Origin of the sequence: Actinoplanes sp. DH11, from assembly GCF_020873875.1 — a bacterium.
GTDB lineage: Bacteria > Actinomycetota > Actinomycetes > Mycobacteriales > Micromonosporaceae > Actinoplanes.
Genome location: NZ_JAHWGU010000013.1, coordinates 83,110 through 105,243, shown reverse-complemented (window position 1 = coordinate 105,243; position 22,134 = coordinate 83,110). Strand labels below are relative to the sequence as shown.

Here is a 22,134-nt window from a genome sequence, read left to right as displayed (position 1 = left end):
GCGCGAGCACACCACGCTGATCTATTCCCGCGCGGCGCCTCCAGCACACGGCCCCAACACACCGTTTGACCAACTCACGCATTGCGCGGTAGTGCTGGGAGGCCGTTGACGGCGGCAACAACGGGCTCACCTTCAGCATCGAAAGTGACTCCGCATTCGGTACAACTCCGGGAGGCATCATGACTTCGGCGATCAGCGCCAGCGAGGCGCGCAAGTCACTCTTCCCGCTCATCGAACGAGTCAACGAAGACCACACCCCGATCGAGATCGTCTCCAACCGCGGCAACGCCGCTCCTCGTGAGCAAGGAAGACTGGGACTCGATCATGGAAACCAACTACCTGCTCCGCTTCCCCGCCAACGCCAAGCGCCTCATCGAGAGCGTCGAGCAGTGGCGGGCCGGCCGAGCCACCGAACGCGAGGTCGGTCCCGAGGAGTGAAGCCCAGTTGGACCGACCACGTAGCTTGATTTGTACCCGCCTCCTGCCGCCTCGGACGGCTGCACTACCAGGCGCGCTCGCCGGTAGGACGCGGCTCGGCGGCGGAGCACGTCCATGGTCAAGCCGGGGTAGAGATCGAGTTGGTCGAGAGGAAGTCGTCGGGGTGGACCGCCGCGATGCCGTAGGACTCAGGGACCGGCTCGGGGAAGTCGGCGGAAACGGTCAGGCCGCCTGGGACGAGTGCCCAGCCGGCCTGACCCTGATATCAGCATCTCGATGGCCGCCTACGCGGGCTTGGCCATCGTCCGGGCTGTCCGCTCAGGAAACTGAGGCAAGGTAATCCGCCCATTGCTGGTCGAGGCCTCTGGTGCAATTCCAGAGGATGAGCCGTGCACCCCGGGGGATGGTTTCGGCACCGCCGCCCTCGACGGCCAGGCACTTCCCGGTGGCGACGTTCTCGAACTGCGTGTAATTGCCGTTCGTGCCGACCTCGATGGGCAACCAACGCTGGTACAGGTTGGTCGCGTCGAACCACCATTGGACGACCGGCGTGCCGTTGGCGGCACTGTTGCCCTTGACGGAGAGCGCGAACTGGTTCGCGGTGCCCGCGTTCCGGATCCAGACCTGACCGGCGTAGCCCACGGGTTGCAGCTTCCACTGCTGGTCACCGACCACCCGACCGTTGACCTTCGACAGCGTCCACACCAGGGCGTCAGCTCCGGCTCCAGCGCTGACCCCACCACGGATCGCCATGAACAGCGAGTCCGAGTTGGGTGCCTCCTTGCTGACCTTGAGCGTCAGCCAGGTGTCCGCGGCCTGGGCAGCCGCTGGAGTCACCACCGCCAACGCCGTTGTGGCCATGAGTGCCGCCACGAAACCGTGAACAATACGCCGTAACTTCAAGCCTGCTCCTCAAGCGAAGATCATCTATGAAACCAAATCATTACACATCGATGCCCCCCATGGGTGTGGAATTGTCACCCAAAATCATGCATGAGCGCGCCCATCCCCGGCGAGCTGGCTGAACGACGAGCTCAGCGGGTCAGCGGCGGCAACGCCGGCCGGTCCCGCCACGCTTCGAACGGGTTGCCCAACGGCTGCAGCGTGAACCGCATGGCGTGCGCCCGGACCTGCTCTGTCGTCACGGTCCGATGCTGGTGTTCGGCCGCCCAGGACCGCACCAGCGCGAAGAACGCGTCTCGCCCATCCGCGCGCAGGGCATGCAGGGTCAGGCGCTTCGCCGGTAGACCAGCGGATCGAACATCCGGTCGACGCCCAGGTCAGCGACGTTGATGGTCACCGGCTGCGCCGCCGCCCAGGCATGCCATTAGGCGGCTTGGGCGGCCGCCGCTCGGTGCCGTTCCCCAGGTTCCTGGCGGACCCGCTGAAGAGCGTGATCGCTGGCCGCGACCGCGAGGATCTGGCCTTCCCGTCACCGGAAGGCGGAGTCCTACGCAACAACAACTTCCGGCGGCGGGCTCTTGATCGTGCGGCAACCGCGGTGGGGCTCGCCGGGCTCACCCCACACGAATTGCGACACACCGCAGCCAGTCTCGCCGTCGCGGAGGGTGCCAACGTCAAGGCCGTACAGCGCATGCTGGGCCACGCCTCGGCAGCCATGACCCTGGATGTCTGCGCGGACCTCCTCGAGGACAACCTCGATGCGGTCGCCGATCGCCTTGATCAGGCAGTGACCGACCGTGGTGCGGACTGTTTGCGGACCGATCACGCCGGGCCGGCCTGCGACGCTGTCCGGCCGCCCGCGAAAAAGCAGGCCAGAAACGTGGGCCGGACGTTGCACCATGCGAACCACGCCATCGTTCTCGGCAACCCTCTGGCCGGACGTCTGACCAGTTCAAAGCATAGAGGCCATTGCGGATGCGGCCCGTCAGGAGCCACTCGCACCAACACTCGAAGCCTTAGCGACGTAGAACATAGTGTTCTACGATTGCCGCATGGAGCGCATCGGTGTCCGAGAGTTGAACCAGAACACCAGTCAAGTGCTGGCCCGGGTCAGGGGCGGTGAAACCGTCGAAATCACGGACCGGGGGCGTCCAGTCGCCCGACTCGTGCCGGTGGGCGAGGACCGATCCGCCCTCGCAAAACTGGTAGCCGCAGGACGGGCGCTTCCCCCTGTCGGCGGCGGTCCGGTTCCTCTGCCACCGAAGTTCGGTGACGACGACATCGACGTCGCCGCGACGCTCGCCGAGATGCGCGACGAGGAGCGCTGGTGATCTATCTCGACTCCGCCGCCGTCGTCAAACTCGTCCGCCAGGAGGCACACAGCGCCGAACTCGTCGCCTGGCTCAACACCCACAGCGATGCACCCCTCGTCTCATCGGCTCTCGTGGAGGTCGAAGTGCCAAGGTCGTTGCGCCGGTCAGCCCCACAGGCACTGGTCGGCGTGCCGGCCGCAGTCGGACGGCTGTTCCGGCTGGAGATCGACAACACGATCCGCGCAACAGCGGCCGCCTTTGCCGAACCGACACTGCGCAGCCTCGACGCCATCCATCTCGCCACCGCACAGGTCCTGACCAACGAGTCCGGGTCGGAGTTGCTGGCCTTCGTCACCTACGACCGGCGACTACTCGACAGCGCCAAGGCCGCAGGGTTACCCACGGCGAGTCCCGGCCAGGAGTGAACCCCTCTCCCAACGGCCGGCAGACGGCCTTCTCCCCTGCCCGGCGGTCTCACTCGCGAGCGCGTCGCCCGGTCGGAACAGCCCTGCTCGACCTCGCGCGTCACCGCCTCGCCGCACCAGCTCCACCACCACCGGGCACCGAGAAAAGTCGGTGCCGAACGGCACCGCCAGCTTGTTCTCAATCTCATGGCGAAGAGGCCACCGAGCCGCTCACGCTCGTCGTGGCAATCCACGACCGCCTCGGTGGCCAGGGGCATCGCGTTCGGTATCACTGAGCGGATACACCCGCGCAGGACAGGTAATCGCCTGCGGCGCTTCACCAGCAACCGGCGACAGCGAACCACCGGCCAGTGGTTCGCATACAAGATTAACGTGAGCCGGACGTTGCACCATGCGAACCGCCCGATCATCGTCACCGGCTATCCACTGCCGGGACGTTTGACCAGTTCAAGAGGTATTCGGGCCAGCCCGTTAGCCTGATTTTTACCTTTCTTCAGCCGCCTCGGACGGCTGCGTAACCAGGCCCGGCGGACCAAGATGGCGTCGCACTTCAGCCGCGAATCTAGGCACGCCGGTGCGCAGGACCTCCGGCACGGTGTTCGGCGCTTGTTGGTAGGACGCGGCTTGGCTAGGGAGCACGTACATGGTCAAGCCGGGGTAGAGATCGATGCGGTCTAGGAGGAAGTCGGTGGGGGCCCCGCGGTCCGCTCTTCTCCCGCGGGCGATTCCTTCTCCGCACCGTGGAATGCCGCAGCAATTCTGAGCGCAGCAACCCGGCCTCGCCACGCAACTCCCACCAGCATCTCGTCCTTGTCCGCCACCGGCAGACCCGTCACCCAGCGCCGCAACTACTAAAAAGCGGCGGAGGGCTTCTTCTTGGCCCGCGGCCGGCTCGCCGCTGCCGTCGCGTCCAACGGATCGGGATCCAAGCGAAGGAAGTCTGCCAGGGCCCCCACAGCCTCAGCTTCACCAGTCCGGCCGGGCCCGAGGCTGCGGCTCGTCATCATCGAATTCCCAATGCTGCACGCTCAGCAGCCAGAGCAGGTACAGCAGCCGCGGATCAACTCCGCCCGGGCCGGCACGATCTCCGCGAGCCGTCCCTCCTCGCCCCACCACTCCTCGTCGCCGTCCTCATCCTTCCTACGAAGGTCGAGGATCACATGTCGGGTCGCTCAGCAGCCGGCCGGCTCACCGACATAGAACGCCTCCGCTGTCTCCGAGGCCAGCGCCGCCTCGAATAGCCGCAAATGATCCGCTGCATGCCCCCCTTCACCAGATACAGGTGCGCGTCGAAGTACCATTCGATCCATTTGGAGGATCGGCCTCCAGGTCGCCCCACACGTAGTCGTTGACGAAACTCGACGACGCCATCCGCCCCGGTACGACACCGCCCACAACTCGCCCTGCGTGGAGCGGACTTCGGGTACGCGAAGCGTGATTAAAAAAATCCACCTCATTCCCGAAATGCCATCACGCAGAATCACATACATCATGGCCACATACATCATGGCGCCCCACAGGATCTATAGCTCCAGCACGCGCTAACCAGGAACACCTTGAGCCCGAAGGCTTTACTCGATCGCACGCCAGAATCCAACGCGACACACCGAGGCTCTTGGGTATAGTTCCTCGAAGAACGACCATACTATGAGATTTTTGGATAGAACTCAGCAACCGTTATGCCCATATCGGCACCCATGCTCGCCGCTATGGTGAGGAGGTGCCATCGGCCCCAACTAACTTCATGCCGGGACAATTCGTACAACATCCGCTTATTCCTGGCGTGGCTAAGATCCGCGTCAACAAGGACGCCGTCCTCGAAGTCGAGGCTTTCGAGTCAGCCGCACAGCCCTCGGCCAGGGCATGGACCCTTCCCGCCGCGCAGTGCCGAGTCGTCACACTTCCGGTGGAAACCCGGGTGTACTGGCTTGATCAAGCGAACACAGGAGCCTGGCGGGCTGGCCGGATTGTGGGTGGGGGGCCACAGCACTACGCTGTTCGTCTGCCCAACCGCGAGTTTGATCTGAAAATCCCAGCCGACGAACTATACGTCCGTTGGAATCGGCCGGTCCAATCGCCGGTAGAAGTGCTCGCGGCGAGCGCGAACGAGTCACCGTACTTCCGGGACGCCCGGCTTCCCATGCTGTCCAGCCTGTTGGCACAACGTGCGGCCGCCGCGAATTTCTCTGCACTGATCTCGTCCGCGATCGAGATCTACCCACACCAGGTCGATACGGCCCTCACGGTGCTCACCGACCCGGTCCAGCGATACCTCCTGGCCGACGAGGTAGGCCTCGGCAAGACCATCGAGGCCGGTCTGATCATCCGCCAGCATCTGATCGACCACCCGAACGCCCGGATCGCGGTGCTCGCCCCCGACGTGTTGCGCCGGCAGTGGAGTAGCGAACTACGCACCAAGTTCTTCATCGGCGACTTCCCCAACGCCGACATCCGGATCGGGCAGCACGAAACCCCGGCCAGGTGGCGGGAGTACCACTGCTTCGACCTGGTCGTCATCGACGAGGTGCACAACCTGACCCGGTCCGGGGACCCGGCGGAACAGCCGTACCCGCAGTTGGCAGCCCTGGCGCGTTCCGTGCCCCGGCTGATCCTGTTGTCCGCGACTCCGGCCGCGGCCCGCCCGGAACTACATCTCGGGCTTCTGCACCTGCTCGATCCCATCCTGTATAAATGGTCGGATCTGGAGCAATTCCGGACCCGCTTCAATGATCGGCGGGCGCTCGCGAACGCGGTTCACGGACTCGATGCCGAATTCGAGATGCTGCTACCCGAGGTGCTCACCGAAATTGCCGCACTGATTCCCGAGGACACGACTTTCAACGGGCTCGCGGAAAATGTACGGGAATTCCTGACGGAGTTCGGTGACCTGCACGACAAGGAAGACCGGCCGCGGCTGGCCGACACCCTAGATGTGCTGCGGGCACACATTAGTGAGACTTACCGGCTGCATCGCCGAATGATCCGGCACCGCCGTGCCGACGTCCTCTCGACCCGCGACGAGGACCTGATGCCATTCGAGGTGAGCAACCGAAGCCGTCCGGCCGTCCTGGCACTGGGGGGTCAGCGCACGCTGGTGGCTCAGGAAATTCTGCTGGAATGGCAGCAACGGGTGGCCCGGTGGCTGCTGGACAACGACGCCGAGCACCGAGCGCGGGACTACGGCCAGGTGCTGGCGATCCTGGCCAGCCGAGTCGACGAACTCTCCGGCGACCTGGCCGACGCCCTCCGGTGGCGGCTCGACGGCTCACCGGCGGCAGCGAAGCGTGCCGGCCTCTCGGCGACCGAGCGAACGCTTCTCAAGGATGTCTCGGTGCTCCCGGCGGAACGGCAGACCCTGACCGCATTGACCGAGACGACGATCGGGCCTGCCCCCGTGCTCAACGAGTTGGGCCGGGTACTGAAGGGGTTTCTCCGTCCGGTCGTGTTCTGCGGTCCGGGGCAGATGGCGGACAACCTGGCCGCACTCCTGGCTCGGCGGACCAGGTGGACCGTGCTGCGCCACACCCGAAGCCGCAGTGGCGACGAGATCGCGGCCGACCTGGCAATCTGGCGCAAGGGCGAACGGTCGACGTTGCTGATCGTCGACGACAGCGGCGAGGACGGAGTCAACCTCCAGGAGGCCGACGTCGTCGTGCACCTGCGGCTGCCGTGGTCACCGAACCGGCTGGAACAGCGATTGGGCCGGATCGACCGGTTCGCGGGCTGGTCCGGCGCCGGCCGGGAGCCCGCCCCTCAGCACTGTGAGTCGGGTGGCATGCTCGACGAGTCGTTCATAGCCGCCTGGCGTGAACTGATGGTCACGGCGGTCGGCGCCTTCGATGGATCGCTGTCGGCGCTGCAGGACCGGCTGGACGAACTGCAGGAGGAGACCTGGGCGGCGGCCGTGCTCAACGGGCCCGCCGCGATCATCGCCCGTACCGATGAAGTCGTCGCGATCCTTCGCAAGGAACGCATTGAGATCGAGGCGATGGATGCCCTCGAATCGATCCACCAGGACCAGCACGGCCTGCGCGTCGCCAAGCGGATCGCCCGCCTGGAACAGGGCTGGCCGCGCCACGAACGCGCGCTGCGGACCCTCACCGAGCACAGCAGCGGTGGAGTGCGCCTGACCGTCGAGCCAGCGGCCGGACCGGTGGTCACCGTGGGATTCAACAGCCGGACCCCGCCGCTGATCTCACCGCTGATCCTGGCGGAGGCGCACCGAAGGGTTCCGAAGGACAGTCTGGTCGGCGCGTTCAATCGCAACGTCAGCCTGCAGAACACGGGTGGACGCGAGGATGGCGTCCGACTGTTCCGGATCGGCAACCCGCTGGTCGACCTGCTCGGCTCGGTCATCGCGATCGACGACCGGGGACAGGCTTCCGCGCTGTGGCGGCCTGGTCCGCGGCACGAGACGGCGTACTTCGGGTTCACGGTGGTGGTCGAGGCCGATGTGACGACGGCGTTGCGGCACATCGCGGCGGGCAACGACGCCCGGCATGCCATCCGCCGGCACGCCGACCTGCTGATGCCGCCGTACATGGAACGGGTCTGGCTCGACTCCGCCCGCGCCCGGGTCACCGACGAGGGGCAGCTCAACTGGCTGAACCAGCCGTACGACGTGCGGCGGGACATCAATCTCGGCGCCGACCGCATCGGCCCGCTACTGAACGGCTTCGGTGGCGCCGCCCGGTTCGCCGACGCGGCGCGGGCAGCCGAGACGACCGCGCGCGAGCTGGTCGCCGCCAGCGAGAGCCTGCGGGCGAGAACCACCGCGGCGTACGAGGAGAGCCACCACAAACTGGCGGTTCAGCGTGCGCAGGCGCTGGCCCGCAAGACCGCCGGCCGTTTGCTCTCCGACACCGAGAGCTATGTGACCGACGTGGAGCTCACCAACCATCTGCTCGACGGTCTACTCCGTCCGGAGATCCGGGTAGTCGCCGTGACCTGCGTCGTCGCGGGCAGTGAATGGGGGATCGAACGTGCAGCACGATGACTGGGCGACCGCGCAGGCGATCTGGCGGGCCTGGCCGGAGGCTGGCGACGTGCCGGCCGCAGGCACGTGCCTGCGGCTGCGTGACGCCCTCGCGGGGCTAACCGGCGGCGGCGCCCTCTGGGGCGACGTGGTGGCGCTGACCCGCCAGGTCCTGCTGGAGCATCAGGCACGCACCGGCGTCCGGGACTCGCTGCTGGTGCCGCGGGGACCGGGGCTGCCAGGCGAGGCCCGCTGGAAGTCGGCCCGCTGCACGGTTCTGCCTACGGCCACCGGCCTGCGGGTCAGCGCCGAGCCGTGGACGCCCGCGCTGAAGGACACCGAGACGGCCGAAGCCGAGGCGGACCTCGTCCGCGTCCATGCCAAGGGGCAGGACAGACATTGGGACCTGCCGGCCGACCCGTTCTGGATGGAGGCGCTCGATTTCGACCGGTACTCCTCGTACGGCCAGCGGGAGGCCGCCCGGACCCTGGCCACCGCGCCGCCCGGCGGCACCGTGATCGCCTGCCTGCCAACCGGACAGGGCAAGACCGAGGTGGCTTGGGCGAGCGTGCTTCCGGCGACCCGGCACGGCGGTGTCGCGGTGCTGGTGGTGCCGACCGTGGTGCTCGCCCTGGATATGGAACGGCGGCTGCGCGAGCACCTGGGCCGGACCAGTGACCAGGCTGCGGCGAACCGGCGATACGCGTACACCGGCAGCCTCGACGACGATGCCAAGGAAACGATCCGACAGGACGTCCGTACCGGGACGCAGCGCGTGGTGATCGCCGCCCCGGAAGCCTTGACGACCGGCCTGAGTCACGCCTTGGAGGCGGCAGCCACGGCCGGCCATCTGACCCACCTGATCATCGACGAGGCGCACATTGTCGAGCAGTGGGGCAACGACTTCCGGCCGGAGTTTCGGGCGATCGCCGCCAAACGCCGCTCCTGGCTGAAAGCCGCGCCGGAGGGACGACAGGTCGTGACCTTGGCGATGAGCGCGACGCTCACCGCCTCCCAGGTCCGTACGCTGGCCGAGTCGTTCGGCGGGCCCAGCCCCGTCGAACTGGTCTGGGCATCGCAGACCCGGGCCGAGCCGGTCTACTTCGTCAAGGATTTCCTCGATAGGCAGATACGCGACAATGCGGTCATGGACGCGATCGGCGCACTCCCCCGGCCGCTGATCCTCTACACCACCACGAGGCAGGACGCGGCCGAGTGGGCCCAGCGGATCCGCAACGCCGGCTTCGGCCGGGTCACCCAACTCACCGGCGACTCCAGTGAGAAGGAACGCCGCGCGGTGCTCAGCGGCTGGCGCGGCGAGGACGCCTCCGGCGAACCCGTGGCCACCCGGTACGACATCGTGGTCGGCACCTCGGCGTTCGGGCTGGGCGTGGACATGCCGAACGTCCGCGCCGTAGTACACGCCTGCCTGCCGGAGACGATCGACCGTTACTACCAGGAGGTCGGCCGAGGCGGCCGGGACGGGCAGCCGTGTGTTGCCTTCATGGCGACCACGCCGGCCGACAAGAACCTCGCCGAACGCGTCAACCGGGTGACCCTGATCGGCGACGACCTGGGCTGGATGCGGTGGCACACCATGCGGCTGAACGCCCGTCCGCTCGAGGAGGCCACGCTGGAGATCGATCTGGCCGAACTGCCCGGCTACCTCCGCGAGGAGTCCGCCCGGAACATCGAGTGGAACGTCCGCCTGCTCAACCTGATGGAGCAGGCCGGCCTGATCCGCCAGGAGGCGCCGGCCCGGCGGCGCAAGCAACCGGAGACCGAGTCGCCTTCCGATCACCAGGCCGTCCTGCGGGTGGTCACCGAACTGAAGGGAAGGCTCAACGACCCGGCGTACTTCAAACGGAAACTCGCCGCGCAGCGCCAGGTGGTGCACGAGCAGCAGCGCAGCGCGCTGCGCCAACTGACCTCGCTGCTGCGGGGCGAGCGCTGTGTCTCCGAGGTCCTCGCCGAGTATTACCGGATGGACTGGCAGGGCGGCATCCTCACGACGGCGCTCTCCTGCCGCAGTTGCCCGTACTGCCGCAGGTTCCGCGACGCCGCCGAGCCGGACGGCATGCGCCGCCGCGGCCCCAACCCGTGGCCGGACAGCGCGCACTGGCCCGGCCGGCCGGATCCGCTAGCCCGTTACCGGGGCGGAAGCCCGCTGCTGAGCATCTACTGGACCCGGCGTGAGCAACTCCGCGACCTGCTGCCCGACCTGATCGAGAAACTCGCCCGCCAGCACTGCGCGGTGGTCGGCGGGGCCGGTCTCTCCCCGACCCTGCTCCAGCAGGCACAACAGCGGGCCGCGCCCCATCCACTCGTCGTGGACAGCGACGAGAGCCTGCTCCTCTCCCACGACGGCCCGCTCCTGTGGGTCCTCGACGCCGAGGCCACGTCGCTGCCGGACACGGTGGCTGCCCGGCTCGGCGGACCGGCGCCGACCTACCTGGTCCACCCGGCGGAACTCCCCGACCCCGACCGCCCCGGAACACCGTTGCGATACATGAACACATCGATCTCGCTCGAGATCCTCTCGAAGGACCCTGCATGGTAGCGCTCATCAACGTCGAACAGTCGCTGCCGCGACCGCTCTGGGCCCTGGTCCGGCACCTGGCTGCTCAGCCCGGCCGGAAACAGTCCCTGGACAGCGCGAAGTCCCTGCTCAGCCCGCCCAGCCTCTTCAAGGAGGATACCGACACCTCGGCGATTTTCGACAAGGCCCTCCGGTTGGCGAAGGACCTGGCACTGGTCAACGAGGACGAGGGCACGCTCGTCCTCCGCCCGGAGATCGACGGTGCCGACCTGGTCGCGTTCTACGACCTGGTCAGGTGGAAGGTGCTGAACCGGGTCAGCGCCCAGGCCCTGGCCACCGACCCGTCCTTGACCGACGGCAAGGACCTGCTGCGCGCGCTCTGCTGGTTCCTCACCCGGGACAGCCAGATGGAGCCGGTCACCAAGAAGACCTTCGGCGGGGAACAGCACAAGGCACTGGACGACGGGCTGGGTAATCCACTGCGGAACGAGACACGGTGGAACCTTTTCACCTACTGGGCGCCGGCTCTCGGTTTCGCGGACCGGCCACTGCTCGGCGACGACGGCCTCGTGCCGGACGCCACCCGTGCGGTCCGCGGCGCGGTCCGGGCCGAGTGGAAACCGGGCACCCGGCTCGACGCCCTCGCCTTCGTCAACGGACTCCTCCACCGACTTCCGGTCTTTCCCGGCGGCGCCTTCAGCAAGGCGCTGGGCCTGCCCACCGGTCCGCACGGGGTGGCCGGCAGTCTTGCCTTCGCGCTGCAACGCGGACAGGAGGAGGGCTGGCTGAGGCTCACCACCGCCTCGGACGCCAGCAACGGCGTCCAGTACCTCGATCCGGCCGCTCCCGGCGGTATCGGCCTGTTCACCGATGTCGAGATTGGAGACGCCACCGATGTCTGACCTGAAAGACCGGGTCTGCTGGACGGTCTCCACCGCGGTCTCGACGCTGAGCACGGAGGCGGTCAGCCCCTCCACCGCGGTGTTCATGGCGACCCACGCGCCACTGAGCATCCGCCGCCGCGATCCACAGTTGCTGCCCGGGGCGCACGGTGTCAGCGTCAGCGAGGAGGAGGTGCTTAACGACTTCCTGAACCGCTCGCCGGGTAACGGCGCCCTGCTGATGCCGGTGATCGGCGAGTCCGGCACCGGTAAGTCACACCTCGTGCGCTGGGTCCACGAACGCACCCGGAACCAGTCGGATCGCCGACGGGTGATCATCCACATCCCCAAGGCCAGCACGAGCCTGCGGGCCCTCGTTCGCATCCTCTTGGAGCGCGAGGACATCCAGAGCGAGAAGCTCACCCAGCTCCGTAACCAGGTCGACGACCTCGCCAGCGGCATGGATCAGGAGGCGCTCCAGCGGCATCTGGTGTTCGCCCTGGCCGAGGCGGTCGCCGTGGCGGAGCCGGGCACCGATCCGAGCCGCCGGGCGCTGACCGGCTCAGGGAACCTGGCGGAAGTCCTGCAGGACGTCGCGGTGCGGCACCATCTCACGAAGAATCCCGAGTCGTTGATCCCGCGGCTCGCAGCGAGCCTGCTCAACGACCGTGGCGACGGCGAATCGGACCGGCCCACCAAGTTCACCCCCGAAGATCTGCCGCACATCGCGGACGTGAACGAGGCCGCTCAGCGGGTACGGAAGCTGCTCACCATGATGATGGGCCGTCCGCAGATGCAGACGGCAGCCGCCGAACTGATCACCGAGAACCTCTCCACCGCGGTGCAGCAGGTGTTCAAGCTCGGTGGCCGCCTGCAGGACGCCATGCTGACGATCCGGGAGGAGTACCACCGGCAGGGTAAGGAGATCGTCCTGCTGATCGAGGACTTCGCGGTCATCCAGGGTCTCCAGCGCGATCTGCTCGATGTGCTGATCGAGGCCGGCATTCGCGACGGACAGCAGGTGTACGCGCCGATCCGTACCCTGATGGCGATCACATCCGGCTACTACCGTGACCTGGCGAAGACCGTCGTCACCCGGATGGAGGCGGCCACCCCGTACGTCTACGACCTGGACGCCGACTTCAACCCTGACCACGAGGGACGGCAGCGGACCCAGAATTTCGTCGGCCGTTACCTGAACGCGGCGCGGATCGGCGCCGGCCGGCTCGAGGAGGCGGGCGTCGCCGACAGCGCCCCGGTGCCCAACGCGTGCGACGACTGCAAATTCCGCGAGTCCTGCCACGAATCGTTCGGTGTCTCGCCGAGTGGGCACGGCCTGTTCCCGTTCAACTGGACGGCGCTGCGCCGGGCCATCCGGAGCACGCCCGGGCGGGATGAGGGCGACACGTTCAACCCGCGCCGGATCATCGGCCGAGTGATCCGGCCGGTACTCGAGGACGGGGACGACCTGGCCTCCGGCCGGTTCCCGAACGCGCGGTTCCGCGAGCAGTTCCCCCCGGTCACCTCCGAGCCGCAACTGCACTCGAAGGTCCACGTCGCGCTGGAGACGGCCGACCCGGCCACCGCCGAACGACGGGCGCTCCTGCTCGAATTCTGGGGAGACGCCCCGGCCGAGGTCACGAATGTCGACTCCGGTATCCACGACGCCTTCGGGATCCCGGAACTGACCACCACCCCGCGAGTCATGGACCGGACGCCCACGGCTTCGCCTGCCAAGCCGGCACTGACGAAGGCAGCACCGGCTCCCGGCCCCGTCGATCCGAAGGCGGCCTGGCCCAGGGCGCTGCGCGAACACCTGGCCGCCGTCGAGCAGTGGGCGGCCGGGCACCAGCCGCTGACCCAGAACACCGCGGCGGAGGTCCGCCGCATCGTCAGCGCAGCGGTCTACAACCGCTGTGACTGGAGCTCCCCGCTCATGGGCGAGCCGAACGCGGACGTCAAGAAACTCGCCTGGCCGGCCAGCCGGTCCAGTGTGGTCTCGATCAGGGACGCCGCGGGAGAAGGCCACAGCGAGCACGCCCCGATCCGGTTTGAACGCGACCGGGTAACGGCGGTCTTCTTCGGCCAGTTGCTGACCCTGCAGGCGAAAGTCGACGATCCAGGTAACGAGAAGGCCCTGCCGCAGCTCGCCAAGATCGCCGAGCGGCACCAACCGGACCTCGTCAAGGCGGTCCTCCGGATCCGCGGTGGCCAGGATGATCTCCTGGTCAAGGCGCTGCGAGCCTCGCTGATCGGCGCGGCCGTGGCCGGGCATGCACGGCCGGGTATGAAAGACACGGAGTTGATGGCGGCTGCCTTCGACAACGGCGCCGCCTGGCAGTTGACCGATGCCGCCCTTCGGGTCGACACGTGGAAGACAGCCTTCACCAATCATCGGGCGGCTCGCCTGCAGCTGATCACAGAGATCCGCCAACTGCTAGGCGTGCCCCAGGGTATGGGCGCCGTCCGAATGCTCGACAGCGCGCGGGTGGTCAGGCTGGTCCGGCAGGCCGCCGACTGGTCCTGGCAGCACGTGCCGTCGGCCGAGGCGAAGTGGATCCACCCGGCGAACGCTCCGCTCGCACGCTTCGGCGAACTGGTGGAGCACCAGAACATCGCGTTCCGGGAGATCAACCAACGGCTGTCCGGGCTGCTACCGCCCGGGGTGAACCTGAAGGACACCCTGGATGCAATCGACCAGGCGTTCAAGATGGCGGGAGAGGTCGGCCTGCTCCCCGGCGGGGAGGAGTTCCGGCTGAACTTCGTCAAGCGCCTCGACGAAGCACGCGACCTTGGTTCGGAGGCCGTCGACCAGTTGCGGAACGACCTCGGCAAACTCGACAAGGCAGACGACAGCCGGTGGCAGCAGCTCGCCATCGTGACGGCTACCCGCCCTCGCGGCGCGGGCCTGAAGCCGCTGGCCGATTTCCTGACGGAGAGCGGCGCCTGGCTTGACCGAAGCCTGGCGGCCGCTGCCCTGCGCGCCGGCGGTACCGGCGACGATCTGGCCAGGCAGGTACGGGAGGTCTGCACCGAGTGGGAAAGAATCGTGGTCGAGAAGCCGGTGGGAGAGGGATCTGATGAGTAACCAGTCGGTCATGGAGAAGGCTCTGCAGTTCGCCGCCACGGCCCGTCAGATCCAGATCAGCCGCGCAGAGGAGGTGACCACCTTCGCCACCACCACCAAGATCAACCAGCTCCGGGATCAACTCGAGCAACTGCGCACCACGCTCGAGGCCGCACGCCGGCTCAACGCCGAGGGCGCGTCGATCGACCTCGGCAAGGCCGCCAACGGCCTGTCGCTCTTCCGCAAGCGCACGGCCGGAGGCGTGCCCTCCGACACGGCGCTGAACGGCGCGATCACCACCGTGTCGAACGCAGGCAAGGGCATCGGCGCCGCGGTGCAGCAGGCATGGACGAGTTGGTCCGCCGAACGGCTCGCGGAACTGCGGGTGGACCGGCTGGTCATGTTCGAGGGCGCGGAGGCCGCGGCCGCTAAGGCCTCGCTGAAGGATCTCGGGAAACTGCGTGCCGGCGAGGCCCGGGCCGCGACGATCACCCAGTTCCTCGCCGTCCACGGCCGGTTGCGCGAGCGACTCGACGAGGCCCCCGACCCCAACCCAGAACTGCTCGATCTGTTGCGACGGTTGGACGCCGGCACCACGCTCGACAAACTGACGGCCGATGACCTGCGGCTGCTCAGCGAGCACGGGCTGACCGGCACGATTGTGGTCCGGCGGAGGGCGTCGTGACCGATCTCCGGCGTCTCTACTCCGACATCCTCGACGACCTGGAGGATCTCGAACTACCGCTGCTGACGTGGGGCGTCACCAGCGGCGTGATCTCCCACGACGAAGTGATCGCCGTCATCGAGAATCGGATCTACCAGCCTGGAGTGTCTGCTCTCATGGCTGAGGACGTGCTGGCGGAGCTGCTTCAACGGGGGTTGGCGATGAAGGTGCCGGCCACCTCACCGCCCACCTACCGAACCCGACTGGCCGAGACTGTCCGGCTGACGGCTTCGCTACGCCAGATCCTCCCGTTCCGAATCAAGGATTGGTCCGGCAATTGGTGGGAGGGTGAGCCTCGGCTCGTTGCCGACTACCGCCTGCATGTCGAGCGGCGCCGCTATCCGGCCCGGAACATTCCTGTCGCCAAGGTGATCGACGAACTGCGGCCACCGGACGGTCCAGCACTCGATGCCCGGCAGCAGGCCGTGATCAAGGCCCTGCTGGGCGGGCGCGACCTGGCTCGATTCCAGGTCGAATCGAGCATCGCGATCCGCCGGGACCTCGCCCTGGGCGGGGGCCGGGCGGTCATCGTCGGAGCCGGCACCGGTAGCGGAAAGACCTTGTCATTCTATCTGCCGGCGTTGCTGGCAATGTCCGATCACGCTCAGACCCGCAGGACAGGCGTGCACACCCTGGCGCTGTATCCGCGCAACGAACTGCTGCGCGACCAACTCCGGGAGGCGGTCGCCAACACCTCGGCGATCAACTTGGCACTGGCCGAGCACGGCACGCGCGGCCTACGGATCGGTGTTTTGTACGGCGACACCGCTTACGACAACGACGACTTCCGGCTGTCCTCCGCCCAGGGCGGCCGCGGCCGCGGCTGGGCCCGGCACGGCACGGATCCCGTCTGCCCGTACCTCAAATGTCCCACTTGCCGCGGTGACCTGATCTGGGCCGAGATGGACCGCGTCGCGGTGAAGCCGCGGGAGCGGCTGCGCTGCACCGCCCCGGATTGCGCCCAGCCACCGATCGACCACCTGGTGTTGACCCGTCGGACCCTGCGAGAGAATCCTCCGGATCTGCTTTTCACGAGCACCGAGATGCTGAACCGGACCAGCACGGATCCGGGGCAGGCTCCCCTGCTCGGCTGGACCGGCGGACGGGTACCCAGGCTGGTGCTGCTCGACGAGGCGCACACCTACAGCGGCATGCACGGCGCCCAGGTCGCCCTGCTGCTGCGGCGGTGGCGTAGCGGGCTGGGCCGGCAGCAGCTGACCATCGTCGGCCTGAGCGCGACCCTGCGGGACGCGGCAGATTTTTTCAGCGACCTTACCGGCGTGGACCGACACAACGTCGACTACCTGTCGCCGCATCCCGATGACATGGAGGAGGAGGGCCGCCAGTACGCGATGGCTCTGCGGGTCGATCCGGTCTCACGGGTGAGCCCGCTGTCGACCACCATCCAGGCCGCCATGCTGCACGCCCGAGTCCTCGACCCGCGTGGCTCCGAGTGGCTCTACGGGTCGAGGGGTTTCCTTTTCACCGACGACCTCGATGTGACCAACCGTTTGTACAACGACCTCGCGGACGCCGAAGGCAACGGACCGAACGGCAACTCCTCGGTTCTGGCCGGGCTGCGCTCGAAGGATCGTGGCGCCAACGGTGCGCAATACCTCGATGGCCAGCGGTGGGACCTGGTGAACACCATCGGCCGGCAGTTGGACCCGGACAGGAAGAGGTACGGGCTGCGGGTCGGGCGGACCTCGTCGCAGGACACCGGGGTCGACCAGGACGCCGACCTGGTCGTGGCGACGGCATCGCTCGAGGTCGGTGTTGATGACGACCGGGTCGGCCTCGTGGTGCAGCACAAGGCGCCCCGGGACGCCGCCTCGTTCCTGCAGCGGCGTGGCCGCGCCGGCCGTCGGCGGCTGACCCGGCCGTGGACCGTGGTGACGCTCTCTGACTTCGGCCGGGACCGCCTCACCTACCAGGCCTACGATCAACTCTTCGATCCGGAACTGCCCGCCCGCCGATTGCCGGTCGGCAACCGTTTCGTACTGAAGATCCAGGCGGCCCAGTCCATGCTGGACTGGATCGCCCGGCGTGCCCGGTGCGACAGCCGCCGGGCGGTTACCGCCCCAGCCAAGGGCAAGGACCGCCACTGGGACGCCCAAGCCGTTATCGATCAACTGAAGTTGCTGCTGGCGGACGGGCGTATCCAGAAGGAATTGGCCGTATGGCTCCGCCGGTCCCTGGGTGTGCCAGCTGACGAGGTCACGGCACTGATGTGGGAGGCGCCCCGGTCGCTGATGCTCGGCGTAGCGCCGACGGTCCTGCGACGTCTGGAGTCGCGCTGGGCCGCCACGGAGCCCGGTGCGGAACCGAACACGCTGCTGCCGGAGTTCGTGACCCGTACCCTGTTCGACTCGCTGAACCTGCCCGAAGTGACCTTCCGGCTGCCCTTCGAGAACGCGGACGACGTGCCGATGCCGATTGAACGCGCGCTGCGGGAGGCGGTTCCGGGCCGGGCCAGCCGCCGGTTCGGCTTCCGGACCGCCTGGGACCGCACCTGGCTGCCGCTGCCCCCGGGTACCAGCAGCGACCTGGAGATCACCACGTTCACCGAGCAGTACGAGGACGAAGGACACTGGCAGCCACCCGGCCGACCGCCGATCCGGGTGCTGCGCCCGCACATCATCAAGCTGTCGCCCCCACCTCCGGACGTGAAGGACCAGTCCCAGGCCACCCCGGTGTGGGCGTCTGAGTTTGTGCCCGATCACCTCAACGAGGGTGCCGTCCCGAAACCCTCGCTGTGGGAGGACCGGGTTCGCTCGGTCGGGTTCGCCACCGGCGCGGCCGGCAACCCGGTTGAGGTGCGCCGGATGACCACCGGCGCCAACTGCAACACGATGATCGGCAAAGGGTCGTTCAGCCGGAAGGTGGAGTACCGGTACGACGACGAACCCGCGGCGCTCGGTTTCCGCATGGACGTCGACGCGATCCGGTTCACCGCCGCGGCGCTGGACCCGTCGGACGAACGCGTCGCGACCTACCTACGCTCGCCGCAGTGGCGGTTCCTGGCGTTCAAGGCCACACTGGTGGCCGACCCGAAGCTGGACGAGGCTGACGTCAACGTGTTCGCCCGCGGCTGGCTGGCCCTGGTGTACACCACTGCCTACGCCCTGTTGCGGTGCTCCGGCGGTGGCCGTGACCCCGAGGCGGCACACCGCTCGCTGACGAACGGCCGGTGGGCAGACCGGGTCGACGAGGTACTCAACGCCATCTACCGCAGCGAGGGCGGAGTCGGACCCAACCGGCTCGCCGGCGATCTACGCAACCTGGCGACCCAGAGGGTCGTGCGGGATGCTGTCGACCAGCACAGCCGACTGCTCTGGTGCGACGACATCGACGTCCAAACCGCTGATCTGGCACGCCGCGCGTACCGGGACACCGTCGCCGCCGCGATCCTGGCCGCGGCACAGCGCGCCTGCCCGGACGCGCAGGACGGCGATCTCACCGTCGATGTGATCGCTCCGGAGAGCCCGGACGGGATCGCCACGGTGTGGCTGAGCGAGACCTCGATCGGGGGCCTGGGCATCATCACCCAACTGGCGCCCTACTACCAGGAGGACCCGCGCCGGTTCTGGTCGCTGGTCGACAGCGCTCTCGCGCCCAGCGATTACGAGTACCTGCACGACACCCTCATCCAGTTGCTGCGGCACGTGGTGGACAACCCTGGTTCGGCTGCGGCCCAGCAGATCGACGTGCTACGTGACCCGCCGTCGGCGGGTGCGGCCGAGAATGCTCTGAGTGAGCTCAAGCTGGCCTGGGCTGCGATCGACGGGCATCCGCGGCAGCAGGCCGTGTCGGCACTTTCAACCCGGCTGCTCCGCAAGGGCACCGACCGCGGCACCGACCGGCTCGTGCTCGACCTGATGAGTGTGTGGGACGAGACGCAACAGCGGCTCGGCTTCGAGGTGGACGCCGCAGTCTTCGCCTATCTGGTCGGCACCGGCACCATCCCCGTGTCCGGCCTGGATTCGCGGCGGTTCGGGGCCGATCAGGTGTACAGCCTGCTCTGGCCACGCGGCGCGGACGCGCGGTCTCAGCAGCTCGTGCACTATCAGCCATTCGCCCCGGGCGCCCTGCTGGACCGATTGTTGGTGCAGGCCGCTCATGATGAGCGGCTGCCCCGGATCGACGTCACCGAGCCGGGATGGCGGGAGAGGTACATCGCGGAGATCACGTCGTCCGGCGCGGTGCGGCTCACCGCCCCGGTGGAGAAGATGGCCGCGGTGACCGCCGCGATGCGCCTGGTACCGGCCACTCCGGTCGACCACGGCGCGCTGCGGGTGTACGGCGACGTGCGTTCCCTGGATCGGGAGGCCGGGCAGATGAGCTGTGTCGTGGAGATTCGGGAGTTCGCTCAGTGACCGACGAACGTGTGGTGCGTACGAGCGCCCGGACCGGAGTCCGGGTCGACAGGCTCCTGACCACGGCACTGTTGGGGGAACTGCTGACGCCGAGCCCGCGACTATGGCTGGTGTCGCCGTGGATCGGGGACGTGCCCGCGATCGACAACCGGGCGGCGGCGTTCGATGCTGTCTTCCCCGACCCGTCCAGCCGGATCTACTCCCTCTCCGAGGTGCTGGCCGGGATCGTCCGGGCCGGTGGCCGGCTGTCGGTGGTCACCCGGCCGGCCGAGTTCAACCGGGTCTTCCTGGAACGGCTGGGACGGCAGACGGACTCGGGATCGGTCGAGGTGTTCACCACGGAAGACGTCCACGAGAAGACGTTATGCGGCGCGGAGTGGCTGATCAGCGGCTCGATGAACTTCACCTACCGGGGGATCGCCGTCAACGACGAGATGATTCACTACCGTGTCGACCAGGCGATGGCGGCACACGCGCGTGCCGACTTCGAACGCCGGTTCACCGACCGGAACGGGGCCGCGTGGTGAACCGCGACGCCTTCCTCGACGTCTTCTTCGGCACCGGCAACGAGAGCTGGCCGGGCCGGAGCCCGCAGAACACCAAAGCTGTCAGCTTCCTCGATGAGTTTCTCGACCTGTCCGCCGGACCGGGCTCCGCGGTTCCGCACGTCCTGCCACGGACGGTACGGAGCCAGACCGCGAAGTACGTGTACGTAATCCCACAGGACGTCCGGCAGGCGAACACCGTACGCGAGTGGCTCAACGCCTTCGTGGTGCCGAGCTATGCCACTTTCGTCGCCCGACCGGAGGCGTTACGGGCCGGCGATCCGATTGACGATGCCGTGGCGGCGTTCGCAGGGCACCGCCGGGTCTTCGTGCTGGAGCATCCGGCGGAGAAGGGCGCGGATCTCTGGCGCGCGCTGCGCCTGATGGTTCAGACGATCGCGCAACGCCCGGCCACGGAATGGCACGACGTCCTGCCGGTCGGCCGCTTGCTGGCCGAGTTCGAACTGGCGATGGCCGCGGGCGATCACCGGAGTACCGCCGCGCTGTTGTCCCGGCTGGAGGGGTCGGGCCTCGGCGGCATGAACATCGCCTACCTGACCGTCAAACGGCTGGCCCGGCTGGGTCAGCACGCCGAGTTGCTGCGGCTGCCGCAGTTACTCGATGTCATCGCGACCCGGCCGCCGGCGCCGGTCCGTGAGGCGATCCTGGACGCGCTGCACTCCACCCTGGTGGCCGGCCCGCTCACCGAGGCGGGTCCGGACGCGGCACGGCTGGCCCTTGCGGAACAGGCGTCGCTGGCGCCGCGGCTGGCCGACGGTCCGCTGAATGGTCTCGGTACGGAGGCGTTGACGGTCCTGGCTCTCGCCGCCGCAGGCACCGACGATGCTGCCCTGTGGCAGCGGCTACGCGCCGACCAGATCGCCTGGGCCCGGCTGTCCGAGGCGAAACTCGTCGCCGAGTACGTGGAGACGTTCCGCCCGGCGTTCCGGCCTCAGCCCGCCGAGACACCGAAGGAGATCGTCACCCGGGCCGAACCGGTCGAGAACGTCACGGGCACCACCCCGGCCGGCTGGGTCGCATTGGTCGAGGCGATCGCCGCCGACCGGGACATCCGTCTGGTGATGGCAGAGGAACGCTGGCGGGACTGGGAACCGGCCGCGGCCTCCGACCAGGTCCTCGCCGATCTGCTCAACGGCCTGGACAACGACGGGGCCGAACGTGCCTGGCAGATCGTCGGCGCGTTCGTCGAGGCCGACGGTTACCGCCGGCCGGCCAGCCGGACCGCGCGGGCCTTCCTGGCCAACGCGCTCAGCTACAGCCGGTTCGAGTTCAGCGACATGGCCGGCATCGTCGCCCTGCTGGAGATCGCGCTGCGCGGCGCCCTTTCCGCGAACGAGTACAGCGCTCTGTTGGCCGACCTCTCCGCCGAGTCGGCCCGCTGGGTGAGTGTCAACCACGCCTCGATCGTGCTGGACATGTGCGACGTCATCGCCCGGGCATCCAGCCCTGTCGAGGAGGCGCGGCAGCGAATTACCGAAGCTCTGCTCGCTCCGCTCGCCCAGAAGCGGGCGCGACTGGAGACGGACCAACTGGCCCTCGCCCGGATCATCGACGGCGAACTCGGCTTGGGCCTGCCGTGGGACGTCAACCGGGAGGCCGGGGACACCGGTTCGACCCCGGTCACGGCCCGCGAAGTGCTGCTCTATTCCCTCGACGAGGGGGCGTTGCGGCGTGCTGGCGAGGCGCTGAAACAACTGGCTCCCAGCCTGAACATCCAGTTCAGCAGTGATCATGTGGGCGGCCCCCGGTTGAAGCAGTGGGTCCGGCGGGCGGACGTCATCATCATGGCCACTCGCTGTGCCACCCACGCGGCGACCGGATTCATCCGCGCTGAGGCGCGGGCGGCGACAGTCATCCGCGAGGCGGACGGCGCCGGCTCGGCGTCGCTGCTGCGCGCGGCGAGCAGCGCTCTCTGAAGCCAACTGCG

General features: G+C 68.0%; 13 protein-coding genes and 1 pseudogene. 13 read left to right on the top strand and 1 reads right to left on the bottom strand.

Annotation, left to right across the window (positions count from 1 at the left end; translation table 11 throughout):
- Positions 1 to 179 precede the first annotated feature (179 nt).
- Both LPA41_RS43310 and LPA41_RS42475 read left to right on the top strand, forming a co-directional pair.
- Positions 180 to 239, top strand: a pseudogene (locus LPA41_RS43310) (type II toxin-antitoxin system prevent-host-death family antitoxin); the annotation flags it as partial.
- A 58-nt stretch (positions 240 to 297) separates the two neighbouring features.
- Positions 298 to 438, top strand: coding sequence for a type II toxin-antitoxin system Phd/YefM family antitoxin (locus tag LPA41_RS42475; RefSeq protein ID WP_229072347.1), 141 nt, complete (start codon positions 298 to 300; stop codon positions 436 to 438).
- Positions 439 to 756: 318 nt separating this feature from the next.
- Here LPA41_RS42475 and LPA41_RS20315 read toward each other — a convergent pair whose 3' ends face one another.
- A complete protein-coding gene (locus LPA41_RS20315) occupies positions 757 to 1,341 on the bottom strand; it encodes an RICIN domain-containing protein (protein ID WP_229072225.1) in 585 nt (194 codons plus the stop codon).
- Between the two features lie 418 nt (positions 1,342 to 1,759).
- Here LPA41_RS20315 and LPA41_RS20310 point away from each other — a divergent pair, with 418 nt between their 5' ends.
- The 11 genes from LPA41_RS20310 (at position 1,760) to dpdD (ending at position 22,123) form a co-directional block, all read left to right on the top strand.
- Positions 1,760 to 2,464, top strand: a complete 705-nt coding sequence (locus LPA41_RS20310; RefSeq protein ID WP_229072224.1) for a tyrosine-type recombinase/integrase — start codon at positions 1,760 to 1,762, stop codon at positions 2,462 to 2,464.
- A complete protein-coding gene (locus tag LPA41_RS20305; RefSeq protein ID WP_229072223.1) occupies positions 2,394 to 2,672 on the top strand; it encodes a type II toxin-antitoxin system Phd/YefM family antitoxin in 279 nt (92 codons plus the stop codon). The genes LPA41_RS20310 and LPA41_RS20305 overlap by 71 nt, the downstream gene beginning before the upstream one ends.
- The gene (locus LPA41_RS20300) at positions 2,669 to 3,079 is read left to right on the top strand and encodes a type II toxin-antitoxin system VapC family toxin (RefSeq protein WP_229072222.1); all 411 of its coding nucleotides are present in this window, start codon (positions 2,669 to 2,671) and stop codon (positions 3,077 to 3,079) included. The genes LPA41_RS20305 and LPA41_RS20300 overlap by 4 nt, the downstream gene beginning before the upstream one ends.
- Positions 3,080 to 4,823: 1,744 nt before the next feature.
- Positions 4,824 to 8,075 carry a protein DpdE gene (dpdE, locus tag LPA41_RS42470; protein ID WP_304523783.1) on the top strand — a complete coding sequence of 1,084 codons (3,252 nt, stop codon included), beginning with the start codon at positions 4,824 to 4,826 and terminating at the stop codon, positions 8,073 to 8,075.
- Entirely contained in the window at positions 8,062 to 10,614 is a 2,553-nt protein-coding gene (dpdF, locus tag LPA41_RS20290; protein WP_229072220.1) for a protein DpdF, read from the top strand. Before dpdE ends, dpdF begins: the two co-directional genes overlap by 14 nt.
- The gene (gene dpdG / locus LPA41_RS20285) at positions 10,608 to 11,495 is read left to right on the top strand and encodes a protein DpdG (RefSeq protein WP_229072219.1); all 888 of its coding nucleotides are present in this window, start codon (positions 10,608 to 10,610) and stop codon (positions 11,493 to 11,495) included. Before dpdF ends, dpdG begins: the two co-directional genes overlap by 7 nt.
- Entirely contained in the window at positions 11,488 to 14,562 is a 3,075-nt protein-coding gene (gene dpdH / locus LPA41_RS20280; protein WP_229072218.1) for a protein DpdH, read from the top strand. The genes dpdG and dpdH overlap by 8 nt, the downstream gene beginning before the upstream one ends.
- Entirely contained in the window at positions 14,555 to 15,226 is a 672-nt protein-coding gene (locus LPA41_RS20275) for a hypothetical protein (RefSeq protein ID WP_229072217.1), read from the top strand. The genes dpdH and LPA41_RS20275 overlap by 8 nt, the downstream gene beginning before the upstream one ends.
- Entirely contained in the window at positions 15,223 to 19,641 is a 4,419-nt protein-coding gene (gene dpdJ, locus LPA41_RS20270; protein WP_229072216.1) for a protein DpdJ, read from the top strand. Before LPA41_RS20275 ends, dpdJ begins: the two co-directional genes overlap by 4 nt.
- Positions 19,638 to 20,168 (top strand): phospholipase D-like domain-containing protein DpdK, encoded by a 531-nt coding sequence (dpdK, locus tag LPA41_RS20265; RefSeq protein WP_229072215.1) that lies wholly within the window; start codon positions 19,638 to 19,640, stop codon positions 20,166 to 20,168. The genes dpdJ and dpdK overlap by 4 nt, the downstream gene beginning before the upstream one ends.
- Positions 20,162 to 22,123 (top strand): protein DpdD, encoded by a 1,962-nt coding sequence (gene dpdD, locus LPA41_RS20260; protein WP_229072214.1) that lies wholly within the window; start codon positions 20,162 to 20,164, stop codon positions 22,121 to 22,123. The genes dpdK and dpdD overlap by 7 nt, the downstream gene beginning before the upstream one ends.
- The last annotated feature ends 11 nt before the right edge of the window (positions 22,124 to 22,134 follow it).

Excerpts from the sequence above, each read along its gene's own strand:
- LPA41_RS20310 (WP_229072224.1), top strand. The coding sequence starts at position 1,760 with ATGCCATTAGGCGGCTTGGGCGGCCGCCGCTCGGTGCCGTTCCCCAGG.
- LPA41_RS20305 (WP_229072223.1), top strand. The coding sequence starts at position 2,394 with ATGGAGCGCATCGGTGTCCGAGAGTTGAACCAGAACACCAGTCAAGTG.
- dpdE (WP_304523783.1), top strand. The coding sequence starts at position 4,824 with ATGCCGGGACAATTCGTACAACATCCGCTTATTCCTGGCGTGGCTAAG.
- dpdG (WP_229072219.1), top strand. The coding sequence starts at position 10,608 with ATGGTAGCGCTCATCAACGTCGAACAGTCGCTGCCGCGACCGCTCTGG.
- dpdH (WP_229072218.1), top strand. The coding sequence starts at position 11,488 with ATGTCTGACCTGAAAGACCGGGTCTGCTGGACGGTCTCCACCGCGGTC.
- LPA41_RS20275 (WP_229072217.1), top strand. The coding sequence starts at position 14,555 with ATGAGTAACCAGTCGGTCATGGAGAAGGCTCTGCAGTTCGCCGCCACG.